The sequence below is a fragment of the Vibrio eleionomae genome, assembly GCF_009874545.1.
GTDB classification, from domain to species: Bacteria; Pseudomonadota; Gammaproteobacteria; order Enterobacterales; family Vibrionaceae; genus Vibrio; species Vibrio nitrifigilis.
This window is the reverse complement of the sequence record NZ_WEKT01000004.1, coordinates 187,487-210,821: the sequence shown is the minus strand read 5'-3', so window position 1 is coordinate 210,821 and position 23,335 is coordinate 187,487. Positions and strand designations below refer to the sequence as shown.

Here is a 23,335-nt window from a genome sequence, read left to right as displayed (position 1 = left end):
AATGAATACTGAATAAATTGACTGTGCCAAGACCGAAGTCTTGATTGGTCACTCAGTTCATTGAAACCAATTGGAAACCGAAGTTTCTCATTTGATTATCATCAACGAGTGCCCACACAGATTGATAGGTTTAAATTGTTAAAGAGCTTGCTTTTCAAGAACTTTTCTCTCAAAGCGGAGGTGCATTCTAGCGATTTCGTTGTCAGTGTCAAACACTTTTTTCAACTTTCTCATTCGAGCGTCTTATCCTCTTACTGAACCGCTGAAGCCTTGTGGCGTCTGCCGTGTCAGTGAGGGCGCATTATAGGGAGTTNTTCTCTCAAAGCGGAGGTGCATTCTAGCGATTTCGTTGTCAGTGTCAAACACTTTTTTCAACTTTCTCATTCGAGCGTCTTATCCTCTTACTGAACCGCTGAAGCCTTGTGGCGTCTGCCGTGTCAGTGAGGGCGCATTATAGGGAGTTATTAAAAGTTGGCAAGCGGAAAATCGCTTTTTTTATCGAAAAAAAACGCGTTCGAACAAAGTTTCAACAGAACGGATTTTATACCCATTTACCCTCAAAAAAGAAACAATTTACCCACAGATTGCTGTGGATAACTACTCATTTCCTTCGAAGAAATAGGACACCCTTGCCCGTGGGTTTAGGTATTCACGAATTTTATCGGGCAGTTTATTCGGGAGGATGGCATTCACTATCTTTATATCCTTATCAGCTAAGTCAATTATTGGGGCTTGGTTTCTTGGTACTGAGGGATCATAAATAAGTACATTGGGAAATAGCAGGTTATTGGCATTAACAGAAATGACTAGCCCTACCATCTCATTAGAGAGCTGGACGACAGTGCCAGGAGGGAAAACCCCCATAAACTTCACTAAGATACTTAGATTCTCTGGATCATAAAGATGCTTACAGTTCTTAAACATATAAGAAAGAGCAATATAGGGTATCTTTTGTTCACTAGGAATATTGGGATGACATAGATTGTCGAAAGCATTCGCTACCGCAACAATTTGTGCTAGTTCATCAATCTCTGCTCCTTTTAGACCGTTAGGGTAACCAGAACCATCATTTAGTTCATGGTGTTGCTCAATCACTCTTTTCGTTGTTTCCGGAAAACTATCTATATTCGCAGCAAGCTCAAGTCCATACTTCGTGTGTAACTTTAAGTAGTTCAATTCTGGAGCGGTCAATTGCGTCTGTTTTCTAACGATAGCAGCTGGGACTCGGACTTTTCCCATATCATGAAATAATGCGGCGAAAGCTAACTGCTTTATCTTTTCTGGTGGGTACTCTTTTACCTTACCAATCATCATAGAAATGACGGCAACGTTTAATGAATGAAAATAGATATCCTCGAATTCACTTTTGCCATTCATTAAATGTAAAGTCACATTGTCTTCACTCAATAAAGTATCAACAATATCTTCGACCAAAACACTAGCTTCATTAACAGCGTCAACTGGGCGACTACGTATTTTGTTCATCACAGCTCGCATACGCGACAATGAACGTTCAAACTCTTTTTCTACCGCACTAACTTTACGTCGATAAGCACTCAGTCTTTCTATTCGTTTTTGCTTTTCTTGCCAAAGTTTATCAGCTTCTTCGGCTAATATAGCTTCCTGCTCTACATCTTTTTCTTCATTTTCATTTTCTTCAGCTTTAGGCGGTAGCGGTTCAACATCACTTTGGTTTGTATTCAAAAATACGTGCTGGATCCCCAAATGACGAATCATAGTGATCTGATCTTGTGACTTTATTTTAAAGCTATTAAATAGAAAGGGATGATCATTCCACTTAACAGGTAGTCGAATATGTAAACCCGGTTGTAGTCGATCTACTGTTATTTTGATACTCGCCACATTTACTTTCCCAACTCAAACAACACTGCTGTAAGTCTAGGATAAGAAATGAAATATGGAGTAATGGGTTACGATAATTTATCTCTATAGATCACTTTATAAATTATTCAGAGTGAGAAGGAATACAAGCTCAAAGCGACATACTAGATGAGTAACGTTTTATTCTCTATGGAGTTAGCAGTAAAAAAGCCGCTATAAATAGCAGCTTCTTCTAATTTGGTACCACTGGGCGGACTGATTGGACAGGCATTCCTGCCGCCACACCGAAGGCAACGCTCTATTCGATACAGATTTTAGGCGTAAAAAAAGCCGCTATAAATATCAGCTTCTTCTAATTTGGTACCACTGGGCGGACTGATTGGACAGGCACTCCTGCCGCCACACCGAAGGCAACGTTCTATTCGCTCCAGATTTTGGGCGTAAAAAAGCCGCTATAAATAGCAGCTTCTTCTAATTTGATACCACTAGGCGGACTGATTGGACAGGCATTCCTGCCGCCACACCGAAGGCAACGCTCTATTCGATACAGATTTTGGGCGTAAAAAAAGCCGCTATAAATAGCAGCTTCTTTTATAATTTGGTACCACTGGGCGGACTTGAACCGCCACGCCCGAAGGCAACGGATTTTGAATCCGTCATGTCTACCAATTCCATCACAGTGGCATCAGTGAAAAGGATAACTCCCTTTCGAATGGTTGGCATTATAACTAAGAAACTGACGGGTGCAATAGTAATTTTCTGATTTACTTACCGTTTGACGATATTTTCACCAAAGCGATTCTTTTTCTTACTTTTTGGCGATCTATCCCCCATTTATTTAAGCGCTCCCATTCAACATTTTCCATAATCGCCTTACTATAGGTGAACAAAACTATAAACAATACCTCCCCATTCATGAGTCAGGTTGTATGACTTTCACATTAACTTCATCAGTACGTCATACACTACACTATAAATATCAATCGGATATCGGCTTTTATATATGCTTAAACTTTCTGTTGTATTACCTGCCAAAAATGAACAAGGCAATATAGGACGCTTAATCGAAGAAATTCATACCGCACTCGTCAATCATCACTCTTTTGAAGTTGTGCTCACCGATGACGGGAGCACCGACAATACAGCTCAAGAAGCGATCGAAACAGCTGCACGCCTCAATTGCGCATTAACTCTTTTACATCATCCCAAAAGTTGTGGGCAAAGTACTGCCGTCCATTCAGCCGTAAGACATGCTAAAGGCGAATGGATTGCAACGCTTGACGCTGATGGTCAAAACGACCCTGCGGATCTATTAGCAATGCTAGATAAAGCCTCATCCCTACATAGTGAACACTTTTGTATCGCTGGATATCGCAATAAGCGTAAAGATACTGCTTGGGTGCACTTTCAATCACTTGTGGCGAATGCTGTACGCCAATTTTTTTTAAGAGACGGTGTTCCTGATTCAGGATGTGGTCTTAAAGTATTTCCTCGTAACACCTTCTTGCTACTTCCTTATTTTGACCATATGCACCGTTTTTTGCCTGCGTTGATAAGACGAATGAATGGAGAAGTTATCGTTCACCCAGTCAACCACAGAGAAAGAACCGTAGGTGAATCCAAATATAATGTTTGGAACCGACTATGGGTCGGCATTGTCGATATGATTGGCGTAATGTGGCTGCGTAAACGAACAAAGTGGCCAACGATTGAAGTAAAGCACAGTAGTCACAGCGAACAACAGAATGAAGATATTTAAAATTCTCTTTTTATTGCTTTTATGTATCGCTGTTTACGCAGCTTCAGATAGTGATATCTGGCAACATATAGCGGATAAAAACTGGATTGCCAATTATGTTCATCAAACTGGTTTTTCTGGATTAATACTTCTCTTGTCTTTCGGGGCAGTATTTACTGCTTGTGGAGGTCCAAGGCAGCTCATTGCGTTTACGTTTGGTTTCGCATTCGGCAGTGTATCAGGCACCTTACTTTGCCTGTTGAGTACTCTTGTTGGAGCTGTATGCACCTATACTTTGGCCTCTTGGGTTTTTAGACAAGCATTGATCAAGAAAATGGGAAGGCGTTATGAAAAGTTCAAACGCTTTATAGAAGTTCAACCATTCACAAAAGTGTTACTCCTTAGAACCTTCCCTATTGGGAGTAATTTGTTTACCAATTTACTTTCAGGGGTAACGGGTATTCGACTTTTATCATTTATGCTTGCTTCATTACTTGGGTATTTTCCGCAAACTTTTATCTTTGCTCTCGCCGGTTCTGGGGTCGGTTCAGCCTCTGAATGGCAATTAATTGTGAGTATTTTATTAGGTATTGTCAGTATGTTATTAACACACCGTCTATATCGAAATTATAAACAATCGACAAAATCTTCCGATCGTTTAGGAGACCACTCCAATGTTTAAATCCTTATCGGACCGTTTCTATAGCGACGACTATCATAAAGTCCTTTCTCTGCTACTCATTTTTGCTTTTGTTATTATTGCAATGGGGATCGGGCTCAGAGGACCTTGGCCTGCAGATGAACCTCGTTTTGCTGAAGCGGCCAAAGAAATGGTTGTATCTGGCAATTGGTTTTTTCCGCTTCGAGGGGGGGAACTTTATCCCGATAAACCGCCTATTTTCATGTGGGCGATTGCTTTTTTTTACTGGCTGACCAAAAGTATTTATTGGTCGTTCCTTATTCCTAATGCTTTAGCTGGATTACTCACCCTAGTATGTGTTTACGACATTGCAGCAAAACTATGGAATGTTCGAGTTGCCCGTAATGCGTTTTTATTACTACTGACGATCCCACAATTTGTCTTGCAAGCGAAAAGTGCTCAAATCGATGCCATGGTTACTTGCTGGATCACAGTGGCCATGTATGGTTTTATCCGCCACTACTTTATCAAACAAAGTTGGTTTTGGTACGGCATTAGTTGGGCATTCATGGGGCTGGGTATCATCACGAAAGGAGTCGGTTTCTTACCTATCTTCTTTTTAATCCCTGCACTCACTTACAGTATTCGCGGTGGTCAAACTTCGGCAAAACGAGCTGTTGGAGAAATTCTATTCGGCATCATCTGTATGCTATTAGTCCTATCTGCTTGGTTTTTTCCCATGCTTCATTGGGTTGAAGTCAGCCATAACCCTGATTACATAGCTTACCGCGACAATATTTTGTTTAAACAAACGGCAGAGCGTTATGCAGATTCATGGACACATCTAAAACCTTGGTATCACTTCATTCTTGAAGTCATTCCGGGCTTTTGGTTTCCTATGTCCCTTTTCCTATTTAGTAAAAGTTTCTGGAAGAAATACCATGATGATAAGGTCGTTCGCTCACTGCTCATTTGGGTAGTACTGGTCGTCTTTTTCTTTAGTATGAGTCCAGGTAAGCGTGGAGTTTATATTTTACCAGCCGTGCCAATGCTCGCCCTTTGTTTCTCACAATGGATTAGCGAACAATCTGTTGAACGTTGGATACAACGATTGATCAAAGGCGTGTGTTGGATTTTTAATCTGGCTTTCTTTGTTATTGCCATTTTGCTTCTTAACCACAACAAAGGGCTGATAAAAAATCTTGGTGACAACCCTAACATTACTGGATTCGCAATATTCTTTATTGCGGTAGGTGTGATTTGGTTTGCCATCAATTGGTTCATGCATCACAAGCAAGCTATCTGTCAGTTCGGTGCTTTAATGGCTACAACTTGGATATTATACAGCTCTTGGGGATACGTACTTTTGGATCCCATCCGAACCCCTGCTAAAGACGTAATGGAAAATGCCGCCAATGCCATCGGCCCTAATGGCCAGCTTGCCATCGTTAATTACCGTGAGCAATTCTTGTTGTACTCACCCGTAGAATTAACTCAGTTTAGCTATTTAGCTCCAGTAGAAGATCAATATCGAAATGCATGGCGTTGGATTCAGGAGCATCCTAATCGCTATGTCATAGGTAGAGATAATGAAGGCCTTGTTTGCTTTGATGCCGACAAAGCCAAATACATTGGTGAAGCTCACCGCCGTGATTGGTATCTATTTGATCGAGATAGTATTCTACCGAACTGTGATGAACCGACCAAAGTAAAACGATATGTGATGCCTTTTGCAAAACATGCCGTCACTGACTAATTATCCAGATCAAAAAATAACTAACCCCAGCCAAAGCTGGGGTTAGTTTTATCAAGCATACAATGAATGATTTATGCGCTTTCTTTATAACGATGAGCCATATTGTTAGCTGCAATCATAGCATTATATAACTCATCTTCTGACACAGGTTTTTGCATATTGCCCATGGTGTCATCTTTATCACAGGCGATAGCTGCAACTTTACGCCATTCCGCTTCAACGAATTTAGTTAACCCCATATCTTCGAGAGTTAAAGGCAAACCGACTGTTTTCACAATTCGAACCACTTCATCAATTTCAGCTTTAGGGGCATTTTCTAACACGAGTTGAGTCAGCAGGCCAAACACCACTTTCTCACCATGTTGAGCCTTGTGTAAATCTGGTACCGCAGACATCCCATTATTCACCGCATGCGCAGCTGCTAAACCACCCGCTTCAGCACCAACACCACTTAAGTAAATTGTCGCTTCAATAGTTTGTTCCAAAGCTGGAGTCGTGATTTTGTTTTTCAACGCATCCATTGCCGCTTCGACATTTTCACTTAACAGCTCATAACATAATTTGGCTAAGCCAAGACCTGTTCGTGATGGTTTTTTCAATACTAGATTGACACCATCGCAAGCATAACAACTGCGAGCTTCAAAATAAGTGGCTAACGCATCCCCCACTCCCGCAGCAAAGAAGCGAGCTGGAGCCCCCGCAATAATATTTGTATCGGCAATAACCGCATCAGGGTTTTGCGGTAAGAATAGATAATGGTCAAACTCACCATTGTTTTTATAGATAACCGCGAGAGCTGTACAAGGAGCATCGGTGGATGCGATGGTTGGGTATAAAATAACGGGTAGCTTTTGTTGATAACCTACCGCTTTGGCGCAGTCTAAGGTTTTACCACCACCGATACCAACAATCACATTGGCATGGGTATCGATAGCGAGCTTTTCATTACGATTAATTTCTTCTTGGGTACATTCGTAATTAAATTTTTCTGCAGTTGCAGTCAGTGCGCTATCTTTTTCTATCGCAGCAATAGCGTCTTCTTTTACTTTCGGCAGAATAAATTCATCACAAATGATATAGGCGTTATTACCAAAGTCTTTAATATAGTCAGGAAGTTGAGCAAGTAATCCTGCCCCTATATAGAATTTTTTAGGGGATGTTACTGTGCGTGGTGTGATATTCACGACTTACTCCTTTGTTTTTATAAAAGCACATGCATATTTTAACAAAGGTATATTCTGAATTTTTGAAGTCAGGCACGTAAATCACGTTTATATTTCCAAGTAACCTCAAGATACAGCGTTCAGAGCTTCATCAACGAGCCTAGGTCAAGCTCAATCACGGCAGGAATGGTCATTCCCTTTTAACGTGATTGGGCGATGAAACAGCATCTTGAGGTTACTTAGGTATAGTCATTTTATTAAAAAGAAAAAGGAAGCCGACGCTTCCTTTTTCTCATAATGACATCTACGAACTAAGCTTTTCGTCTCATCAACACTACCGCAACCATTAAGAAAACTAAGCTAGGGGCAACAGCACCGATAACCGGAGGAAACCCATACACTAAACTTAACGGGCCGAAAAACTCTGAAGAGATATAGAAAGTAAACCCAGCGATAACACCAGATAAAATTCTCGCCCCCATCGTCACAGAGCGTAATGGACCAAAGATAAATGACAACGCCATCAACATCATAACTGCAATAGAAAATGGCTGAGTCACTTTACGCCAAAACGCTAAATCGTAACGAGATGCATCTTGCTCAGATGCTTTGAGATAATGTACATAACTATACAAACCGCTGAGCGACAGTTCTTCTGGTTTAACCGTCACTACCTGTAATTTATCTGGCTCTAACGAAGTATGCCATGGGTATTCAGGTACTGTTTTTTTCGAGATAACTACCTTGTCACGCATATCAGTTAAGGTGGCATTTTTCATTAACCAATGTTTGCCTTTGACGTAATCGACCTCTTTGGCAAAAATCACTTCCGTTAATTTTTTATCATCATTAAAACGCCACATATTCACGCCATATAATTTATCGTCATTAATCTTAGTAATGAAAATAAAATCATTGGCATCTCGAGCCCAAACCCCTGTTTGTACTGATAGAATTTTACCGCCAGACGTTTCAAATGCGCGCATATCTCGAGCCAATTTTTGAGCTTGAGGAGCCCCCCATTCACCCAACAGCGTAATGATGATCATCAAAGGCACTGCCGTTTTAAGTACAGAGACACCAATTTGCAGTTTGGAATAACCCGCGGCTTGCATAACGACTAATTCAGAGCTGGAAGCCAACATCCCCAAACCAATCAATGCTCCGAGTAAAGCAGCCATTGGAAAGAACATTTCGATGTCACGCGGGATACTCAAAATCACAAAATATAGAGCACCGAGTAAGTCATACGTCCCCTTGCCGACTTTGCGCAATTGATCAACGTATTTGATAATTCCAGACAGCCCGACAAAGGTCATCAAAACCATCATGGATGTTGAAATGATAGTTCGGCCTATATAAACATCTAAAATTTTAAACACGACTTACGCTACCTTTTTCTTTTGTCGGAGTTTATCTTTGAACTTTCTCACTGCAAGACTATCTAGTGAGTTCACGATCAATGCTGCAACCAATAAGCCAGCATTAATTGGCCACATTCCCACAATTGCAGGTATCGCGCCATCTTCTAACGCTGACTTCGTGGCACTAATCGCAAGGAAATACACCAGATAAATAAAGATTGCCGGCCCCATTTTCGCAAAACGACCTTGGCGAGGGTTAACTGCCGATAAAGGGACGACAAGCATGGTTAAAATTGGAATACACACCACCAGCGAAATACGCCATTGCAGTTCAGCCTGTGCTTTTGGATTGGAGTCATGGAGCAACTGCATGGTTGGTATTGCTTCCCAGTCGCGATCCTCATGTTTCACTTCTCGTTGACCAATTAAACCTTGGTATTGATCAAACGTAGTAATCATGTAGTTCAGTTGTGTCGGAACCCCTTCATAACGAGTCCCGTTATACATGTTGATTACTTGGCGACCATCACTTAACTCTTTTACTTCACCTGAATCTGAGAACATCACGCTCGGTAAAATAGAGTCGCGTGGAGCAAGCTGTGCCACAAAGACATTGGATAATTTCTTATTATCAATGTCGTCGATAAATACGACAGATGAACCATCAGGTGAACGTTGGAATTGCCCTTTCTGTAGCAAATCGACGCTGTTTTCTGAAGAGAGTTGCTCCATCAATTGCGCGACTTTGTCTTGGCACCATGGAGAAAGCCACCATGAGTTAAACGCAGCAGCTGTCGATGTAATTAATGCTAACGACAAAGCAGCACGGATCAGAAATTTGTTACCGATCCCGGTCGCGTTCATGACGGTAATTTCACTTTCCGCATATAAACGACCGAAGGTCAGCAAAATACCTATGTACAAGCTCAATGGAAGCATTAAAAGCCCCATCGATGGCATATTCAAACCCACGATCGATAAAATCATTCGTGCAGGAATTTCACCATCTGAAGCATCAGCCAAAACTCGAATAAACTTCTGGCTCAGAAACACTAAAAAGAGCACAAAAAAGATGGCAAATTGACTCTTTAGTGTCTCGCGGATCAAATATCGGACAATAATCACGCTGAAATTACCTATACAAAACTTGTTTTTTTGGTTGAATCACTATAATTTCTCGTTGAACCTTTTATTTTTGAAATTTTCACTATTTGTTAGCACTCCATATTTAAAGGTAGTTCCCTATAGGGATTCAACAAGTAAGAGTGCATTATCCAACATTTAGTTCTATTTGTCTTTAGGATGTAGGAGTACGCATGGAGTTCAGTGTAAAAAGTGGCAGCCCGGAGAAACAACGTAGCGCTTGTATCGTTGTGGGTGTATTCGAACCACGTCGCCTTTCTCCAGTTGCAGAACAACTTGATAAAATCAGTGATGGTTACCTGAGTTCATTGCTTCGTCGCGGTGATTTAGAAGGTAAGCCAGGTCAGATGCTACTGCTGCATCAAGTTCCAGGTGTTCTGTCCGAACGCGTTTTACTCGTAGGTTGTGGTAAAGAGCGCGAACTGGGTGAGCGTCAATATAAAGAAATCATTCAAAAAACCATCAGCACCCTTAACGAAACGGGTTCAATGGAAGCCGTCTGCTTCCTAACGGAACTGCACGTTAAAGGTCGTGATACCTATTGGAAAGTACGCCAAGCAGTTGAAGCGACCAAAGATGGTTTATATACCTTCGATCAATTTAAAACGGTTAAACCAGAAACCCGTCGTCCGCTACGTAAACTCGTATTCAATGTGCCGACTCGCCGTGAATTAAACCTCGGTGAAAAAGCCATATCTCACGGTCTGGCGATCGCTTCTGGTGTTAAATCGTGTAAAGATCTTGGCAATATGCCACCAAACGTAGCCAACCCGGCTTATCTTGCTTCGCAGGCTCGCCGTCTTGCTGATGATTACGAAACGATCACCACGAAGATCATTGGCGAAGCTGAAATGGATAAACTGGGGATGTATTCTTACCTAGCTGTCGGTCGTGGTTCAAAAAATGAATCCATGATGTCAGTGATCGAATACAAAGGTAATCCTGATAAGGATGCCAAACCTATTGTACTGGTTGGTAAAGGCCTAACTTTCGATTCAGGCGGTATTTCTATTAAACCTGGCGCTGCTATGGATGAAATGAAATATGACATGTGTGGTGCAGCCTCAGTCTTTGGCGCGATGAAAGCGCTGGCACAAATGAATCTACCCATCAACGTTATTGGTGTGCTTGCAGGTTGTGAGAACATGCCAGGCAGCAACGCCTATCGTCCGGGTGACATATTAACCACTATGTCAGGTCAAACCGTTGAAGTACTAAACACTGATGCTGAAGGTCGTTTAGTATTGTGTGATGCGCTAACTTACGTTGAGCGTTATGAACCTGATTGTGTCGTTGATGTAGCCACTCTAACGGGTGCGTGCGTGATGGCACTAGGCCATCACTTAAGTGGTGTAATGAGTAACCATAACCCATTAGCACACGAGATCATTAGTGCATCAGAACAGGCAAGTGACCGTGCATGGCGCTTACCAATTACGGATGAATACCAAGAACAGCTCAAGAGTCCATTTGCGGACATGGCTAATATTGGTGGCCGCCCAGCTGGTGCTATCACCGCAGGCTGTTTCTTATCAAAATTTGCTAAGAAATATAACTGGGCACACATTGACATTGCGGGTACCGCATGGAAATCTGGTGCAGCTAAAGGCTCAACGGGACGTCCCGTCTCTTTACTTGTCCAATTCCTACTTAACCGTAGTGGCCAAGAAAACGAAGAGTAACAACGTTTTATAAAGGGCCGTCAGGCCCTTTTTTGTATCGTTCTTTTAAGGTATTTCCAATGGCAATGGCGACGTTTTACATCGTACAACAAGATACTCCTCAAGCCGAGCAACTAGGCTTTGAAGACTACGTGCTGTTTCTGACGCGTCATTTTGCTCATCAAGGTGCCAAAGTGTACCTACAATGCCACGATAAAGACCAAGCAGAACATTATGCAGAGAGATTTTGGCAAACCGAACCACATGATTTTATTGCACATAATTTAGTGGGGGAAGGCCCGAAATATGGCACTCATATTGAAATTGGTCATCAAAAAGTAAAGCCGTCTTACCATCGCCAACTCATAATAAATTTGGCTGATAATCAGACAACCTTTGCGCAGAACTTCGCTGAAGTGATAGACTTCGTCCCTTGTGAAGAAAATGCCAAACAACGGGCTCGTGAACGATATAAACTCTATCGACAAGCAGGATACCAACTGCAGACTATCGAGATCCAATATCCGTAGCAGTTCATCCTTATAGTTAAGCTCTCTTCACCAGAGAACTCACTTATAAAGATTAACTGATTAACCATTAAAGTATCCATTTAAGAGCACTATGGAAAAGACATATAACCCAACATCTATCGAACAAGATCTGTATAAGACTTGGGAAGAACAAGGCTACTTTAAGCCTCACGGTGACACCTCAAAACCTGCTTACAGCATCGTCATTCCGCCACCGAATGTCACTGGTAGCCTGCATATGGGTCACGCATTCCAAGACACCATTATGGATACTCTGATTCGTTGTCAGCGTATGAAAGGCAACAACACTTTGTGGCAAGTCGGTACTGACCATGCTGGTATCGCAACTCAAATGGTTGTGGAACGTAAAATTTCCGCAGAAGAAGAGAAAACCAAGCACGACTACGGTCGCGAAGCATTCATCGACAAAATTTGGGAATGGAAAGGCGAATCCGGTGGTAACATCACTCGCCAGCTTCGTCGTCTAGGTGCTTCTGTTGACTGGGATCGTGAACGCTTCACTATGGATGAAGGCTTCTCTAATGCGGTACAAGAAGTGTTTGTACGCCTATTTAAAGAAGACCTTATCTACCGTGGTAAACGCCTCGTTAACTGGGATCCAAAACTGCACACTGCGATTTCTGATCTTGAAGTTGAAAACAAAGACAAAAAAGGTCACATGTGGCACTTCCGCTACCCTCTTGCTGATGGGGCAAAAACTGCGGAAGGTAAAGACTACATCGTCGTTGCAACGACTCGTCCAGAAACCATGCTTGGGGATACTGGTGTTGCTGTTAACCCAGAAGATCCACGTTACAAAGATCTCATTGGTAAAGAAATCTTACTTCCTATCGTTGATCGTCGCATCCCAATCGTAGGTGACGAACACGCCGATATGGAAAAAGGCACAGGCTGTGTAAAAATCACACCAGCTCATGACTTTAACGACTACGAAGTGGGTAAACGTCATAATCTGCCAATGATCAACATCTTCACTTTAGATGCGAACGTACGTGACGCTGCTGAAGTATTCACAGCTAAAGGTGAAGCAAGTGATGCTTACTCGACTGAGATCCCTGAGCGTTATCAAGGTGTTGAACGTTTTGCTGCACGTAAAGCGATTGTCGCTGAGTTCGAACAGCTTGGTCTTCTGGTTGAAATTAAAGATCATGACCTAACGATCCCTTACGGCGATCGTGGCGGTGTGGTTATTGAACCAATGCTGACTGACCAATGGTATGTTCGCACTGCTCCTCTCGCAGAACCAGCGATCAAAGCCGTTGAAGATGGTGACATCCAATTTGTACCACAACAATACGAGAACATGTACTTCTCTTGGATGCGCGACATTCAAGATTGGTGTATCTCTCGTCAGCTATGGTGGGGTCACCGTATCCCTGCATGGTATGACGACCAAGGAAACGTGTACGTTGGTCGTAACGAAGAAGAAGTTCGTCAAGAGAATAACATCGCTGCAGATGTTGCTCTGCGTCAAGATGATGATGTACTTGATACTTGGTTCTCTTCAGCACTATGGACTTTCGGTACTCAAGGTTGGCCAGAACAAACGCCAGATCTTACCACCTTCCATCCAACGGAAGTGCTAGTAACCGGTTTCGATATTATCTTCTTCTGGGTTGCTCGCATGATCATGATGACCATGCACTTCATCAAAGATGAAAACGACAAACCACAAGTACCTTTCAAAACCGTTTACGTAACTGGTTTAATCCGTGACGAAAACGGCGACAAAATGTCGAAATCGAAAGGTAACGTACTTGACCCAATCGACATGATTGACGGTATCGATCTTGAGTCTCTAGTGACTAAGCGTACTGGCAACATGATGCAGCCTCAATTGGCAGCGAAGATTGAGAAAAATACTCGTAAGACCTTTGAAAACGGTATTGAACCATACGGTACAGACGCACTGCGCTTTACCCTTGCAGCAATGGCATCGACAGGTCGTGATATCAACTGGGATATGAAGCGCCTAGAAGGTTACCGTAACTTCTGTAACAAGCTGTGGAACGCAAGCCGTTACGTATTTATGAATACTCAAGAGCAAGATTGTGGCTTTGCTGCAGGCGCTGAGCTTGAGTACTCACTAGCAGACAAATGGATCGAATCTCAATTTGAATTGGCTGCAAAAGCATTCAATGAGCATATCGATAACTACCGTCTTGATATGGCAGCGAACACGCTGTACGAATTTATTTGGAACCAATTCTGTGACTGGTACCTAGAGCTAACTAAACCGGTTCTATGGAAAGGTACAGAAGCTCAGCAACGCGCAACTCGTCGTACACTGATTACCGTTCTAGAGAAAACGCTTCGCCTAGCGCACCCAGTGATTCCATACATCACTGAAACCATTTGGCAAAGTGTAAAACCTCTTGTTGAAGGCGTATCTGGTGAAACCATCATGCTTCAAGCGCTACCACAGTACAACGAAGCAAACTTCCACCAAGAAGCGCTAGACGATATTGAATGGGTTAAATCATTCATCACTAGCATTCGTAACCTACGTGCAGAATACGACATTAACCCTGGTAAACCGCTAGAAGTGATGTTGAAAGCAGCTAACGACGTAGATGCAAACCGCCTAGAAACGTGCACACAAGTTCTAGTGTCTCTTGCGAAACTAGAAAGCGTACGCGTGATTGCTGATAATGAAACATTACCAGCATGTGCAACAGCGCTAGTTGGAAAATCAGAGCTGCTTATCCCGATGGCTGGACTGATTGACAAAGACGCTGAGCTGGATCGTCTAGCAAAAGAAATTGCTAAGACTCAAGGTGAAATCAAACGTATCGAAGGTAAACTAGGTAACGAAGGTTTCGTTGCAAAAGCACCTGAAGCGGTTGTAGCAAAAGAGCGTGAAAAACTGCAAGGCTACAAAGATACCCTGGCAAAACTTGAAGAACAGAAAGTGACTATCGCAGCACTGTAATCTTCTTGTTTAGAAATGAAAAAAGGCAGCTTCGGCTGCCTTTTTTAAATTGTCTAGCTCTTGAGGTGAATTAATCGGTAATTAGATAACGCGATTCTGTTCATGTCCTGAAAAATAACCATCAATATTATCGATTAAAATACCAACAAGCTTGGTGATAGCGGAATCACTGCCCCATGCCACATGAGGCGTCAATAATAGATTAGGTAACTGCGCATTCGCTATGAGCGGATTACCCTCATCCGCAGGTTCTTGAGTAAAGACATCCACCCCAGCTCCAGCAATATATCCCTGTTCTAGTGCCTCAACAAGAGCACTCTCATCCACTAGCCCACCACGCCCGGTATTGATTAAAATGGCACTGGACTTCATCTGCGTGAATTCATCTCTACCAATCAAATTACGCGTCTGCTCCGTTAACGGGCAATGTAGGGTAAGAATATCAGATTGCTGAAGAACATCCTGAAATGGCATGTAGCCAGAACGACATGTTGACGAACCTTTATGTTCAGCAAAGATAACCTTCATCCCCAATGCTTTAGCAAGCTGAGCCATGGCTTGTCCTAGCACGCCGCCACCAATAATACCTAGTGTTGAGCCTGCAATATCACCAATGGGGTGAGTGAAGAAACAAAACTGCTTATTACGTTGCCACTCGCCAGCCTCAATATCTTGATGGTACCCTTTCAGGTTACGCCTCAAAGCAAACATCATCGCAACAACATGTTCAGGAACACACTGAGTCGCATAACCTTGAATATTGGTTACAGCGATACCATGAGCAGCACAATAGTCGAGATCGACATTATTTACTCCCGTCGCACACACCGCGATTAATTTGAGCTCTGGGAGTTGGGACAAGATATCGGCATTAAGAACCACTTTATTGGAAATTAAGACCTGTGCACCTAGGCTACGTTCTAAGGTTAATTCTGGACTCGTAAAATCATATTCTCGCCAAATATGATCCATTTTTAGTTGAGGGAGAATAATCTGCTCTGGAATCGTCGCTCTATCTAAAAAAACCACGGTAGGTTGTGACATCAATAGCTCCTTGCTTATTCACTCCCCACCGATTGTCATTCATTACGGGCGAGGGAGCGTTTTATAATCGGGTAATTGTCTCTCAGCATCAAAATGCTCGAAGATTTCTTCTCGTGCCTCTGGATAGAAATCACATGGAACGAATATGGAACGCAACCAATGACTGTGTGGATGGTAAAAACTCAGCTCTGCAGCATGTAATTCCAGCCGATGGGTAAAATCGATCGCTTCTTGGTGGGCGTAAAACTCATCACCAACAATAGGATGGCCGATTGCCAGCATGTGGACACGCAGTTGATGAGAACGTCCTGTTACCGGCAATAGACGTACGACAGAGGTTTGCGCTTCTTTTTTTACTACTTGGTAAATCGTCTTCGACGGTTTACCGTCTTCAAAACATACTTTTTGTTTTGGTCGATTAGGCCAATCACAAATCAAAGGGAGGTCGATCTCTCCTTCATCTTGTTCAAGATGTCCCCAAACGCGCGCATAGTAGATTTTATGAGTCAGACGATACTGAAACTGCTTCTTCAATGCAGATTCAGAATGTTTATCTTTGGCAAAGACCATTAATCCTGACGTAGACATGTCCAACCGATGTACCACTTGAATCTCTGGATACTCAGCCACTAATCGACTCCACATACTGTCATAGTGTTCTTCTAATCGACCAGGTACAGACAATAACCCCGATGGCTTGTTTACTGCAAGAATGTACTTATCTTCGTATACCACATCAATCCAAGGATCGGTCGGTGGATGATACTCAGTCATAGCCATGGCTGTTTACTCTTATTACAGGTTAAGGAAATAAAAACGCCGCATTATATACTTATCTCCCTGACCAATACACTAGGTAACCCTCGCCTTATTAGCGCTATTTCAACACCAGAGAATCCCCCAACCTCAAACATCTCCCACCGTGAAAGCATCCCTACCACTGTAAAATATAATTTACAATAATCATATAAAACCTCGCATAAAAGGTTACCAACTCAACTTAAGCCTTCCATACCAGTGTGAAACGGCTCGAAAAAGTAGTTTATAACACCAAATATAGGTATTTTTTAACATTAAATACTAATAAAAAATTTATTTTAGCCCAAGTGTACATATTGATTGACACTTTAGCTGAATATGTTTCAATCGTTCGCATCAAGATAGAAAAGAAGCTCTTTCAAAAGCTCTTGAGTCATGCAAAGAATGTAAAGGAATCCACATGGAGAATGCTGTTCCATACTCCACGCAAAAGCGCGGGGCTATTGCCAAAACTGTTCAATCTTTAGGGCCTGGTATTATGATGGCAGCCGCGGCTGTTGGGGGCTCACACCTTGTTGCCTCAACCAAAGCTGGTGCTATTTATGGTTGGCAACTTGCCATTCTTATCCTGCTGGTAAACCTATTTAAATATCCATTTTTCCGTGCTGGCGTTCAATTCACGATGGGCACCAACAAAAGTTTGGTTGAAGGGTACGCCAATATGGGTCGTCCATATTTATGGCTATTTTTCGTATTAAGTGCAGTGTCCGCTGTCGTTAACACAGCAGCATTACTGCTATTTACTGCCAGCTTGTTGAGCTACTTCATCCCTTTTCAGCTTTCCATGGGCACACTCAGCATCATTATTTTGATCACCTGCTTAGTCATTCTATTTGCAGGCCATTACAAGGCGCTTGATGCACTCTCAAAAATCATCATGGCGGTATTAACTATCAGTACCTTACTGGCACTAGTCTGTGCGGTAGGTAGTCCAGAACCGGCTCATGTTGTTACGGATACACCATCACCGTGGACAATGGCGGCAATCGGATTCTTAGTCGTGACAATGGGATGGATGCCAGCCCCAATTGAAGTAACGAGTATTACTTCGATGTGGTTAAAAAACCAATCTAAAGAAACCGAGGTGACCCCAAAATCCGCATTGTTTGATTTTAACGTCGGCTACATTAGTACTGCGTTACTGGCCCTAGTCTTTTTAGCCCTCGGAGCCATCGTATTACACGGAAATGGAGTGCCGTTAGCGAAATCGGGGGTTGGTTTTACCCACCAGTTAGTTGGCCTATATGCATCAACCATTGGTGAATGGTCACGCTACTTAATCGCTGTTATCGCATTTTTCTGTATCTTCGGTAGCACCATTACTGTTATTGATGGTTACTCCCGCGTTCTCAACGAATCACAACGATTGCTAACGAAAAAAGAAACGTCTTCTCAGAAAGCATTCCAAGGTTGGATGCTACTCGTGTCAGTACTTGCTGTCGCCATCGTATTGTTCTTCACGTCAGCACTACTACCAATGCTTAATTTCGCAATGATTTTAGCATTCATGACAACGCCAATCTTTGCTCTGTTGAACTACATTTTAGTGACTCGAACAGAGTTACCAAAAGCGCTCGCAGTCGGACCTAAATTAAAATCACTTTCTATACTGGGTCTGGTCTATCTATTTGGTTTTCTTGCCGTGTTTATTTGGTGGAAGTGGTTCCTATAAACCCTCAAAAAATAATAACCAACAAAAAAGGCCTTCGCTTAAAAACGAAGGCCTTTCTTTTATCATCACTTAAAGATTAATTATGCGAAACCACAATCAAACGGAGTGAATCTAATTGGTATTGAGCACGTGCAATAAAACCTGTTAACTCATTGATTTGCTCTTGCAATGCAGACACTTCTTCATCACGAATATTAGGATTCACCGCTTTCAATGCGACCATTCGATCCAATTCACCGCGAAGTTGTGATTCCATCTCTTGTTGAGCTTGTTCACGAATTGCACCAATTTGAGCTTCAACTACTGGCGTACCACACTCAATCAAATCGTGAACTTGTGTTTGAACAGAAGACACTAGTTTACTTGCTAAATGACGGTTCACTGGGCTCAATTGTCGATTGAAACCTTCAAACTCCACTTGAGATGACAAGTTATTACCTTTGCCATCCAATAGCACACGAATTGGTGTTGGTGGTAAGAATCGACCGATACCACTGCGTTTTGGTGCTTGAGCATCAACCACATACATTAACTCGAGCAAGATAGTACCAACAGGTAATGCTTTGTTTTTCAAGAGCGATACTGCAGATGTACCCACCCCTTCACTCATAAGCAGATCAATACCACCTAAGATCATTGGGTGTTCCCAGCTAATTAGCTGCACATCTTCACGAGCAAGCGCAGTTTCACGGTCAAATGTCACCGTTGCTCCCTCGGTTGGTAACCCAGGATAGCTCGATACCATCATGTGCTCTGTTGGATGCAGCACAATCGCGTTATCGCCACGATCATCTTGGTTAATGCCTACGGTATCAAACAGGCTAATCGCAAACGTGACTAGGTTAGTATCACCATCGGTTTGAGCAATTTGCTGAGCGATACATTGCGCTTTTTCACCGCCATTAGAGTGCATTTCTAATAGACGATCACGACCTTGCTCCATCGCAGCTTTCAAGCCTTGATTCATTTCAGCGGATTGCTCAATGATTTCATCAAGCCCATCTGTACTTACCGCAGCCAATAACTCAATTAATTGCTCGCTGAACTTATCATAAACCATACGTCCGGTAGGACAGGTTTCAGAAAAGGCATTCAGCCCCTCATCAAACCAGCGCGCTAAAATTTCTTGCGCAGTGCCTTTTAAGTAAGGGACATAAATATCAATGTCTTGCGTTTGACCAATACGGTCTAAACGGCCAATACGTTGCTCTAAAAGATCAGGGTTAAACGGTAAATCGAACATGACCAATTGGTTAGCGAACTGAAAGTTGCGACCTTCTGAACCGATTTCACTACAAATTAGAACTTGAGCACCGCCCTCTTCCTGAGCAAAATAAGCGGCGGCTTTATCACGCTCTAGAATAGACATACCTTCATGGAAGACAGTGGCTCGGATACCTTCACGTTCACGTAGAGCTTGCTCTAATTGCAGCGCAGTGCTTGCTCGAGAAGCGATGACAAGAATCTTATCACTGCGTTTTTCTTTAATCTTCTCAAGTAACCAGTTCACTCGTGAATCGAACTGCCACCAGCTAGAATCTTCCCCTTCAAATTCTTGGAAGATCTCCTCTGGATAAAGCATTTTTATAGCCCGAGCTTCCGGTGCCATTTTACCACCCAACATACCCGCCACACGCATGGCAGTAGTGTATTGCGTAGGAATATCCATCGGTAACAAATGTAGATTACGCTGTGGGAACCCTTTCACTCCTGAGCGTGTATTACGGAATAAAACACGTCCAGTCCCGTGACGATCCATGAGGTTATCAATCAGATCCTGACGAGCAGTTGCTTTTTCTTCTTCGCTGGCATCACTTTCTAACACGCTAAAAATAGGAGCTAGATCTTTATCTCGTAAAAGGCCACTTATTTGATCTTTTTCTTCTATCGATAGTGTATTACCAGATAACAGCGCGGTTACCGCATTAGCCACTGGTGCGTATTTTTCTTCCTCTTCAACAAAGGCGTCGTAGTCATAAAAACGGTCTGGATCTAGAATACGTAAACGTGCAAAGTGACTCTCACGCCCTAACTGTTCAGGCGTTGCGGTTAAAAGTAGTACTCCGGGCGTTTTCTCAGCCAGCGCTTCAACCACTTGGTATTCTCGACTTGGCTTATCTTGGCTCCACTCTAAGTGATGAGCCTCATCCACCACCAATAGGTCCCAATCAGCGTCTAATGCCTGCTCAAGACGACGGCGACTTTTACGAAGAAAATCTAAAGAACACAGCACATATTGTTGGGTATCAAATGGATTATCCGCTTCAGCGAACGCTTCAACACAACGCTCTTCATCAAAAATAGAGAAATGAAGATTAAAACGGCGCATCATTTCTACGAGCCACTGATGCTGCAGAGTTTCAGGCACTACGATCAAAATTCGTTCAGCACGACCCGCTAATACTTGTTGGTGGATGATCATCCCCGCTTCAATCGTTTTACCTAATCCCACTTCATCGGCTAATAAAACGCGCGGCGCATGGCGACGTCCTACTTCATGAGCAATATAAAGCTGATGAGGAATCAAACCAGCACGCATACCGCACAAGCCACGCATTGGGCTTTTTTGCTGCTGATACTGATTATTTAGCGCGTGATAACGCAGAACGAAGTTATCCATACGATCGATCTGACCGGCGAACAACTTATCTTGCGGTTTATTAAAACGAATTTGATGACTCAAAAAGATTTCACGTAACGCAACATTCTCTTCTTGCGTATCTTGGCGAACACCAACGTAAGTGATTACACCTTGATCTTCATTGACTTCTTTTACTTCAAGAGACCAGCCTTCTTGACTGTCTACGACATCACCTACATTAAAGGCAACACGTGTTACTGGGGAATCGTTACGCGCATAAACTCGGTTTTCTTCTGATGCAGCAAACATCAATGTTACCGTTCGAGCATCCATCGCTACCACTGTCCCTAAACCTAAATCGCTTTCCGTATCGCTTATCCAGCGTTGCCCTAAAGCAAAAGTCATGAATCGACTACCTCATTAATTTTGGATTGGATATACCTAAGTAACCTATAACCGTTCTATTTCGAAGGCCGTTGGTTCTCGTTAAACCGATTGAATGAGAGATTGAATCTCACCTAAAAAGTCACTTGGGTATACGATTATATTATTCTGCTGTTCGAACCACATCTAAAGAATGCTAATTATGACGTGTCCCGAAGAGCTGTGTAGAAAAGGCCGCTAATCTTACTCGAAGGCGTGATACAGGTCACGAGCAAACCATCATAATCCTTAAGTTTTTTCAACTTTTGATGCTTGACATAAAACTGTAAAACTTTGATGGCATTTCTAACATTGTTGCTATACTGATTTTTAGATGGCGACCATTCAACAGGAAAGTTGGCACAGTGTCTGCTTATCTAAACAGTGAAGTATCAAATTGGGTTTGCAGTAAGTCGTCAAGTGATCGAGAGCCTACCCTATGCGCAAGAGCACTTAGCGACTGTCATGCAAACAACCTTTGCATAGCAAGGCTACATTAGTAGCAAGGAGACGCTTATGGGCGATACCGATCGGAAACTGTTTGTACTGGATACCAATATCCTGCTCCATGAACCTCAAGCTATTTACTCCTTCCAAGAACATGATGTGGTCATTCCCATGACCGTCCTCGAAGAACTCGACCGAATCAAAGACAGTAAACGTGACGTTGCAAGGGACGCCCGAGTTGCGATTCGTTCTTTAGAAAATTTATTCCACGATGCCACACCGGATGAAATTACCGAGGGCATTCCCTTAAACAAACAGAGTAACACCACCGGATCGATATCGATTCTTGCCGATTATGAACTGGTCGATACCTTTAAAGCCTTTACCGATAAAGAAGGCGATAATCGTATTTTAAATGCCGTTTTATATTTGCAAAATAAACGCGCCCCTCGCCCCGTTGTTTTGGTCACCAAAGACATAAACATGCGCTTACGGGCCAAAGGGGCAGGAGTCCTATTTGTTGAAGACTACCGCACTGACCAACTGATTGACGACGTTCAATACCTAACCAAAGGATTTCAAACGCGCCCAGGAGCTTTTTGGGATAGCGTGGATGACGTTAACAGCCATACACTTGATGGCCATACCTTCCATACTTTAGACCGCGAACCCTTCGACCCTACATACATCAATCAATATGCGATTGATGAAGACAGTGACTTTGCAGCTAGGGTAGAAAGAATTCACGATGATAAACTCACCTTACGCGACATGAGTCGTGAACGAATGATGCATCGCAAAGCTTGGGATATCACCCCGAAAAACATCTATCAAGCGATGGCGTTAGATGCACTGCTTGACCCTGATATCGATTTAGTCATCTTAACGGGAGCGGCTGGCAGTGGTAAAACTCTGCTTGCCATGGCGGCGGCACTCGAACAGACGGTTGAAAAAAACCGTTTCGATAAAATCATTGTCACGCGTAATACCCCAGATATCGGTGAGTCTATCGGTTTCTTACCAGGCACAGAGGAAGAAAAAATGCTGCCGTGGTTAGCATCTGTGACCGATACATTAGAGGCGCTCCACAAGCACGATCACTGTACAGAGGGATCACTCAAATACATTTGCGATAAAGCCAATATCCAATTTAAATCCGTCAACTTTATGCGAGGTCGTTCAATTCAAGATGCGTTTGTACTTCTAGACGAATGCCAGAATTTAACGGCTTCACAAATCAAAACCATCATCACACGTTGTGGTGAAGGCACCAAAATTGTCTGTTCGGGTAACCTTGCCCAAATAGACTCCCACTATCTAACCCCTGTTACATCAGGGCTAACTTATATGGTTGAACGCTTCAAAAACTTCGAAGGCAGTGCCAACATCCACCTCAATGGAGTTGTACGCAGTCGCCTAGCTGAGTTTGCTGAAGAGAATTTATAAGTATCAAAGGCGAGATATAACCCAAATATCTCGCCTTTATTTAAAATAAATATTCACTTTTGCAGCATTTATATGTTTTACTAGCCATATTATTTTCTCGTAACAATTTACCT

At 42.7% G+C, this 23,335-nt stretch carries 15 protein-coding genes and 1 tRNA gene; 8 read left to right on the top strand and 8 right to left on the bottom strand.

Going from position 1 to position 23,335, the window contains the following annotated elements; genetic code table 11:
* Positions 1-597 precede the first annotated feature (597 nt).
* Both F9817_RS04280 and F9817_RS04275 read right to left on the bottom strand, forming a co-directional pair.
* Positions 598-1,863: a cyclic di-GMP phosphodiesterase gene (locus F9817_RS04280; protein WP_161153725.1), complete on the bottom strand. Its 1,266-nt coding sequence runs from the start codon at positions 1,861-1,863 to the stop codon at positions 598-600.
* A gap of 578 nt (positions 1,864-2,441) precedes the next feature.
* Positions 2,442-2,526: transfer RNA gene (locus F9817_RS04275), tRNA-Leu, on the bottom strand.
* A 319-nt stretch (positions 2,527-2,845) separates the two neighbouring features.
* Here F9817_RS04275 and F9817_RS04270 point away from each other — a divergent pair.
* From F9817_RS04270 to F9817_RS04260, 3 genes are read left to right on the top strand one after another with little or no spacing between them, the layout of a single operon-like run.
* On the top strand, positions 2,846-3,601 hold the full coding sequence (locus F9817_RS04270; RefSeq protein WP_161153724.1) for a glycosyltransferase family 2 protein: 756 nt from the start codon (positions 2,846-2,848) through the stop codon (positions 3,599-3,601).
* Positions 3,588-4,262: a TVP38/TMEM64 family protein gene (locus F9817_RS04265; protein ID WP_161153723.1), complete on the top strand. Its 675-nt coding sequence runs from the start codon at positions 3,588-3,590 to the stop codon at positions 4,260-4,262. The genes F9817_RS04270 and F9817_RS04265 overlap by 14 nt, the downstream gene beginning before the upstream one ends.
* Positions 4,255-5,976, top strand: coding sequence for an ArnT family glycosyltransferase (locus F9817_RS04260; RefSeq protein ID WP_161153722.1), 1,722 nt, complete (start codon positions 4,255-4,257; stop codon positions 5,974-5,976). Before F9817_RS04265 ends, F9817_RS04260 begins: the two co-directional genes overlap by 8 nt.
* A gap of 71 nt (positions 5,977-6,047) precedes the next feature.
* On the opposite strand, the gene F9817_RS04255 is transcribed toward F9817_RS04260, so the two are convergent.
* The 3 genes from F9817_RS04255 to lptF all read right to left on the bottom strand — a co-directional run bounded on the left by F9817_RS04255 (position 6,048) and on the right by lptF (position 9,628).
* Positions 6,048-7,160, bottom strand: a complete 1,113-nt coding sequence (locus tag F9817_RS04255; protein WP_161153721.1) for a glycerol dehydrogenase — start codon at positions 7,158-7,160, stop codon at positions 6,048-6,050.
* Positions 7,161-7,450: 290 nt separating this feature from the next.
* A complete protein-coding gene (lptG, locus tag F9817_RS04250; RefSeq protein WP_161153720.1) occupies positions 7,451-8,521 on the bottom strand; it encodes an LPS export ABC transporter permease LptG in 1,071 nt (356 codons plus the stop codon).
* A gap of 3 nt (positions 8,522-8,524) precedes the next feature.
* A complete protein-coding gene (gene lptF / locus F9817_RS04245) occupies positions 8,525-9,628 on the bottom strand; it encodes an LPS export ABC transporter permease LptF (protein ID WP_161153719.1) in 1,104 nt (367 codons plus the stop codon).
* A gap of 191 nt (positions 9,629-9,819) precedes the next feature.
* Here lptF and pepA point away from each other — a divergent pair, with 191 nt between their 5' ends.
* From pepA to F9817_RS04230, 3 genes are all read left to right on the top strand, one after another.
* Positions 9,820-11,328, top strand: a complete 1,509-nt coding sequence (gene pepA / locus F9817_RS04240) for a leucyl aminopeptidase (RefSeq protein ID WP_161153718.1) — start codon at positions 9,820-9,822, stop codon at positions 11,326-11,328.
* A 59-nt stretch (positions 11,329-11,387) separates the two neighbouring features.
* Positions 11,388-11,837: a DNA polymerase III subunit chi gene (locus F9817_RS04235; RefSeq protein ID WP_161153717.1), complete on the top strand. Its 450-nt coding sequence runs from the start codon at positions 11,388-11,390 to the stop codon at positions 11,835-11,837.
* Positions 11,838-11,928: 91 nt separating this feature from the next.
* Positions 11,929-14,790 carry a valine--tRNA ligase gene (locus F9817_RS04230; protein ID WP_161153716.1) on the top strand — a complete coding sequence of 954 codons (2,862 nt, stop codon included), beginning with the start codon at positions 11,929-11,931 and terminating at the stop codon, positions 14,788-14,790.
* An 81-nt stretch (positions 14,791-14,871) separates the two neighbouring features.
* Here the strand turns inward: F9817_RS04230 and F9817_RS04225 are convergent, their stop codons facing one another.
* Together F9817_RS04225 and rluA are read right to left on the bottom strand one after the other, a co-directional pair.
* Entirely contained in the window at positions 14,872-15,834 is a 963-nt protein-coding gene (locus tag F9817_RS04225; protein ID WP_161153715.1) for a D-2-hydroxyacid dehydrogenase, read from the bottom strand.
* A 42-nt stretch (positions 15,835-15,876) separates the two neighbouring features.
* Positions 15,877-16,614: a bifunctional tRNA pseudouridine(32) synthase/23S rRNA pseudouridine(746) synthase RluA gene (gene rluA / locus F9817_RS04220; RefSeq protein ID WP_161153714.1), complete on the bottom strand. Its 738-nt coding sequence runs from the start codon at positions 16,612-16,614 to the stop codon at positions 15,877-15,879.
* Between the two features lie 439 nt (positions 16,615-17,053).
* Here rluA and F9817_RS04215 point away from each other — a divergent pair, with 439 nt between their 5' ends.
* Positions 17,054-18,325, top strand: coding sequence for an NRAMP family divalent metal transporter (locus F9817_RS04215; RefSeq protein WP_161153713.1), 1,272 nt, complete (start codon positions 17,054-17,056; stop codon positions 18,323-18,325).
* 76 nt (positions 18,326-18,401) lie between these two features.
* On the opposite strand, the gene rapA is transcribed toward F9817_RS04215, so the two are convergent.
* Entirely contained in the window at positions 18,402-21,311 is a 2,910-nt protein-coding gene (gene rapA / locus F9817_RS04210) for an RNA polymerase-associated protein RapA (RefSeq protein WP_161153712.1), read from the bottom strand.
* Between the two features lie 534 nt (positions 21,312-21,845).
* Between rapA and F9817_RS04205 the strand changes: the two genes are divergently transcribed.
* Positions 21,846-23,222: a PhoH family protein gene (locus tag F9817_RS04205; RefSeq protein ID WP_161153711.1), complete on the top strand. Its 1,377-nt coding sequence runs from the start codon at positions 21,846-21,848 to the stop codon at positions 23,220-23,222.
* The last annotated feature ends 113 nt before the right edge of the window (positions 23,223-23,335 follow it).

Excerpts from the sequence above, each read along its gene's own strand:
- F9817_RS04270 (WP_161153724.1), top strand. The coding sequence starts at position 2,846 with ATGCTTAAACTTTCTGTTGTATTACCTGCCAAAAATGAACAAGGCAAT.
- F9817_RS04265 (WP_161153723.1), top strand. The coding sequence starts at position 3,588 with ATGAAGATATTTAAAATTCTCTTTTTATTGCTTTTATGTATCGCTGTT.
- F9817_RS04260 (WP_161153722.1), top strand. The coding sequence starts at position 4,255 with ATGTTTAAATCCTTATCGGACCGTTTCTATAGCGACGACTATCATAAA.
- pepA (WP_161153718.1), top strand. The coding sequence starts at position 9,820 with ATGGAGTTCAGTGTAAAAAGTGGCAGCCCGGAGAAACAACGTAGCGCT.
- F9817_RS04235 (WP_161153717.1), top strand. The coding sequence starts at position 11,388 with ATGGCAATGGCGACGTTTTACATCGTACAACAAGATACTCCTCAAGCC.
- F9817_RS04230 (WP_161153716.1), top strand. The coding sequence starts at position 11,929 with ATGGAAAAGACATATAACCCAACATCTATCGAACAAGATCTGTATAAG.
- F9817_RS04225 (WP_161153715.1), bottom strand. The coding sequence starts at position 15,834 with ATGTCACAACCTACCGTGGTTTTTTTAGATAGAGCGACGATTCCAGAG.
- rluA (WP_161153714.1), bottom strand. The coding sequence starts at position 16,614 with ATGGCTATGACTGAGTATCATCCACCGACCGATCCTTGGATTGATGTG.
- F9817_RS04215 (WP_161153713.1), top strand. The coding sequence starts at position 17,054 with ATGGAGAATGCTGTTCCATACTCCACGCAAAAGCGCGGGGCTATTGCC.
- rapA (WP_161153712.1), bottom strand. The coding sequence starts at position 21,311 with ATGACTTTTGCTTTAGGGCAACGCTGGATAAGCGATACGGAAAGCGAT.
- F9817_RS04205 (WP_161153711.1), top strand. The coding sequence starts at position 21,846 with ATGGGCGATACCGATCGGAAACTGTTTGTACTGGATACCAATATCCTG.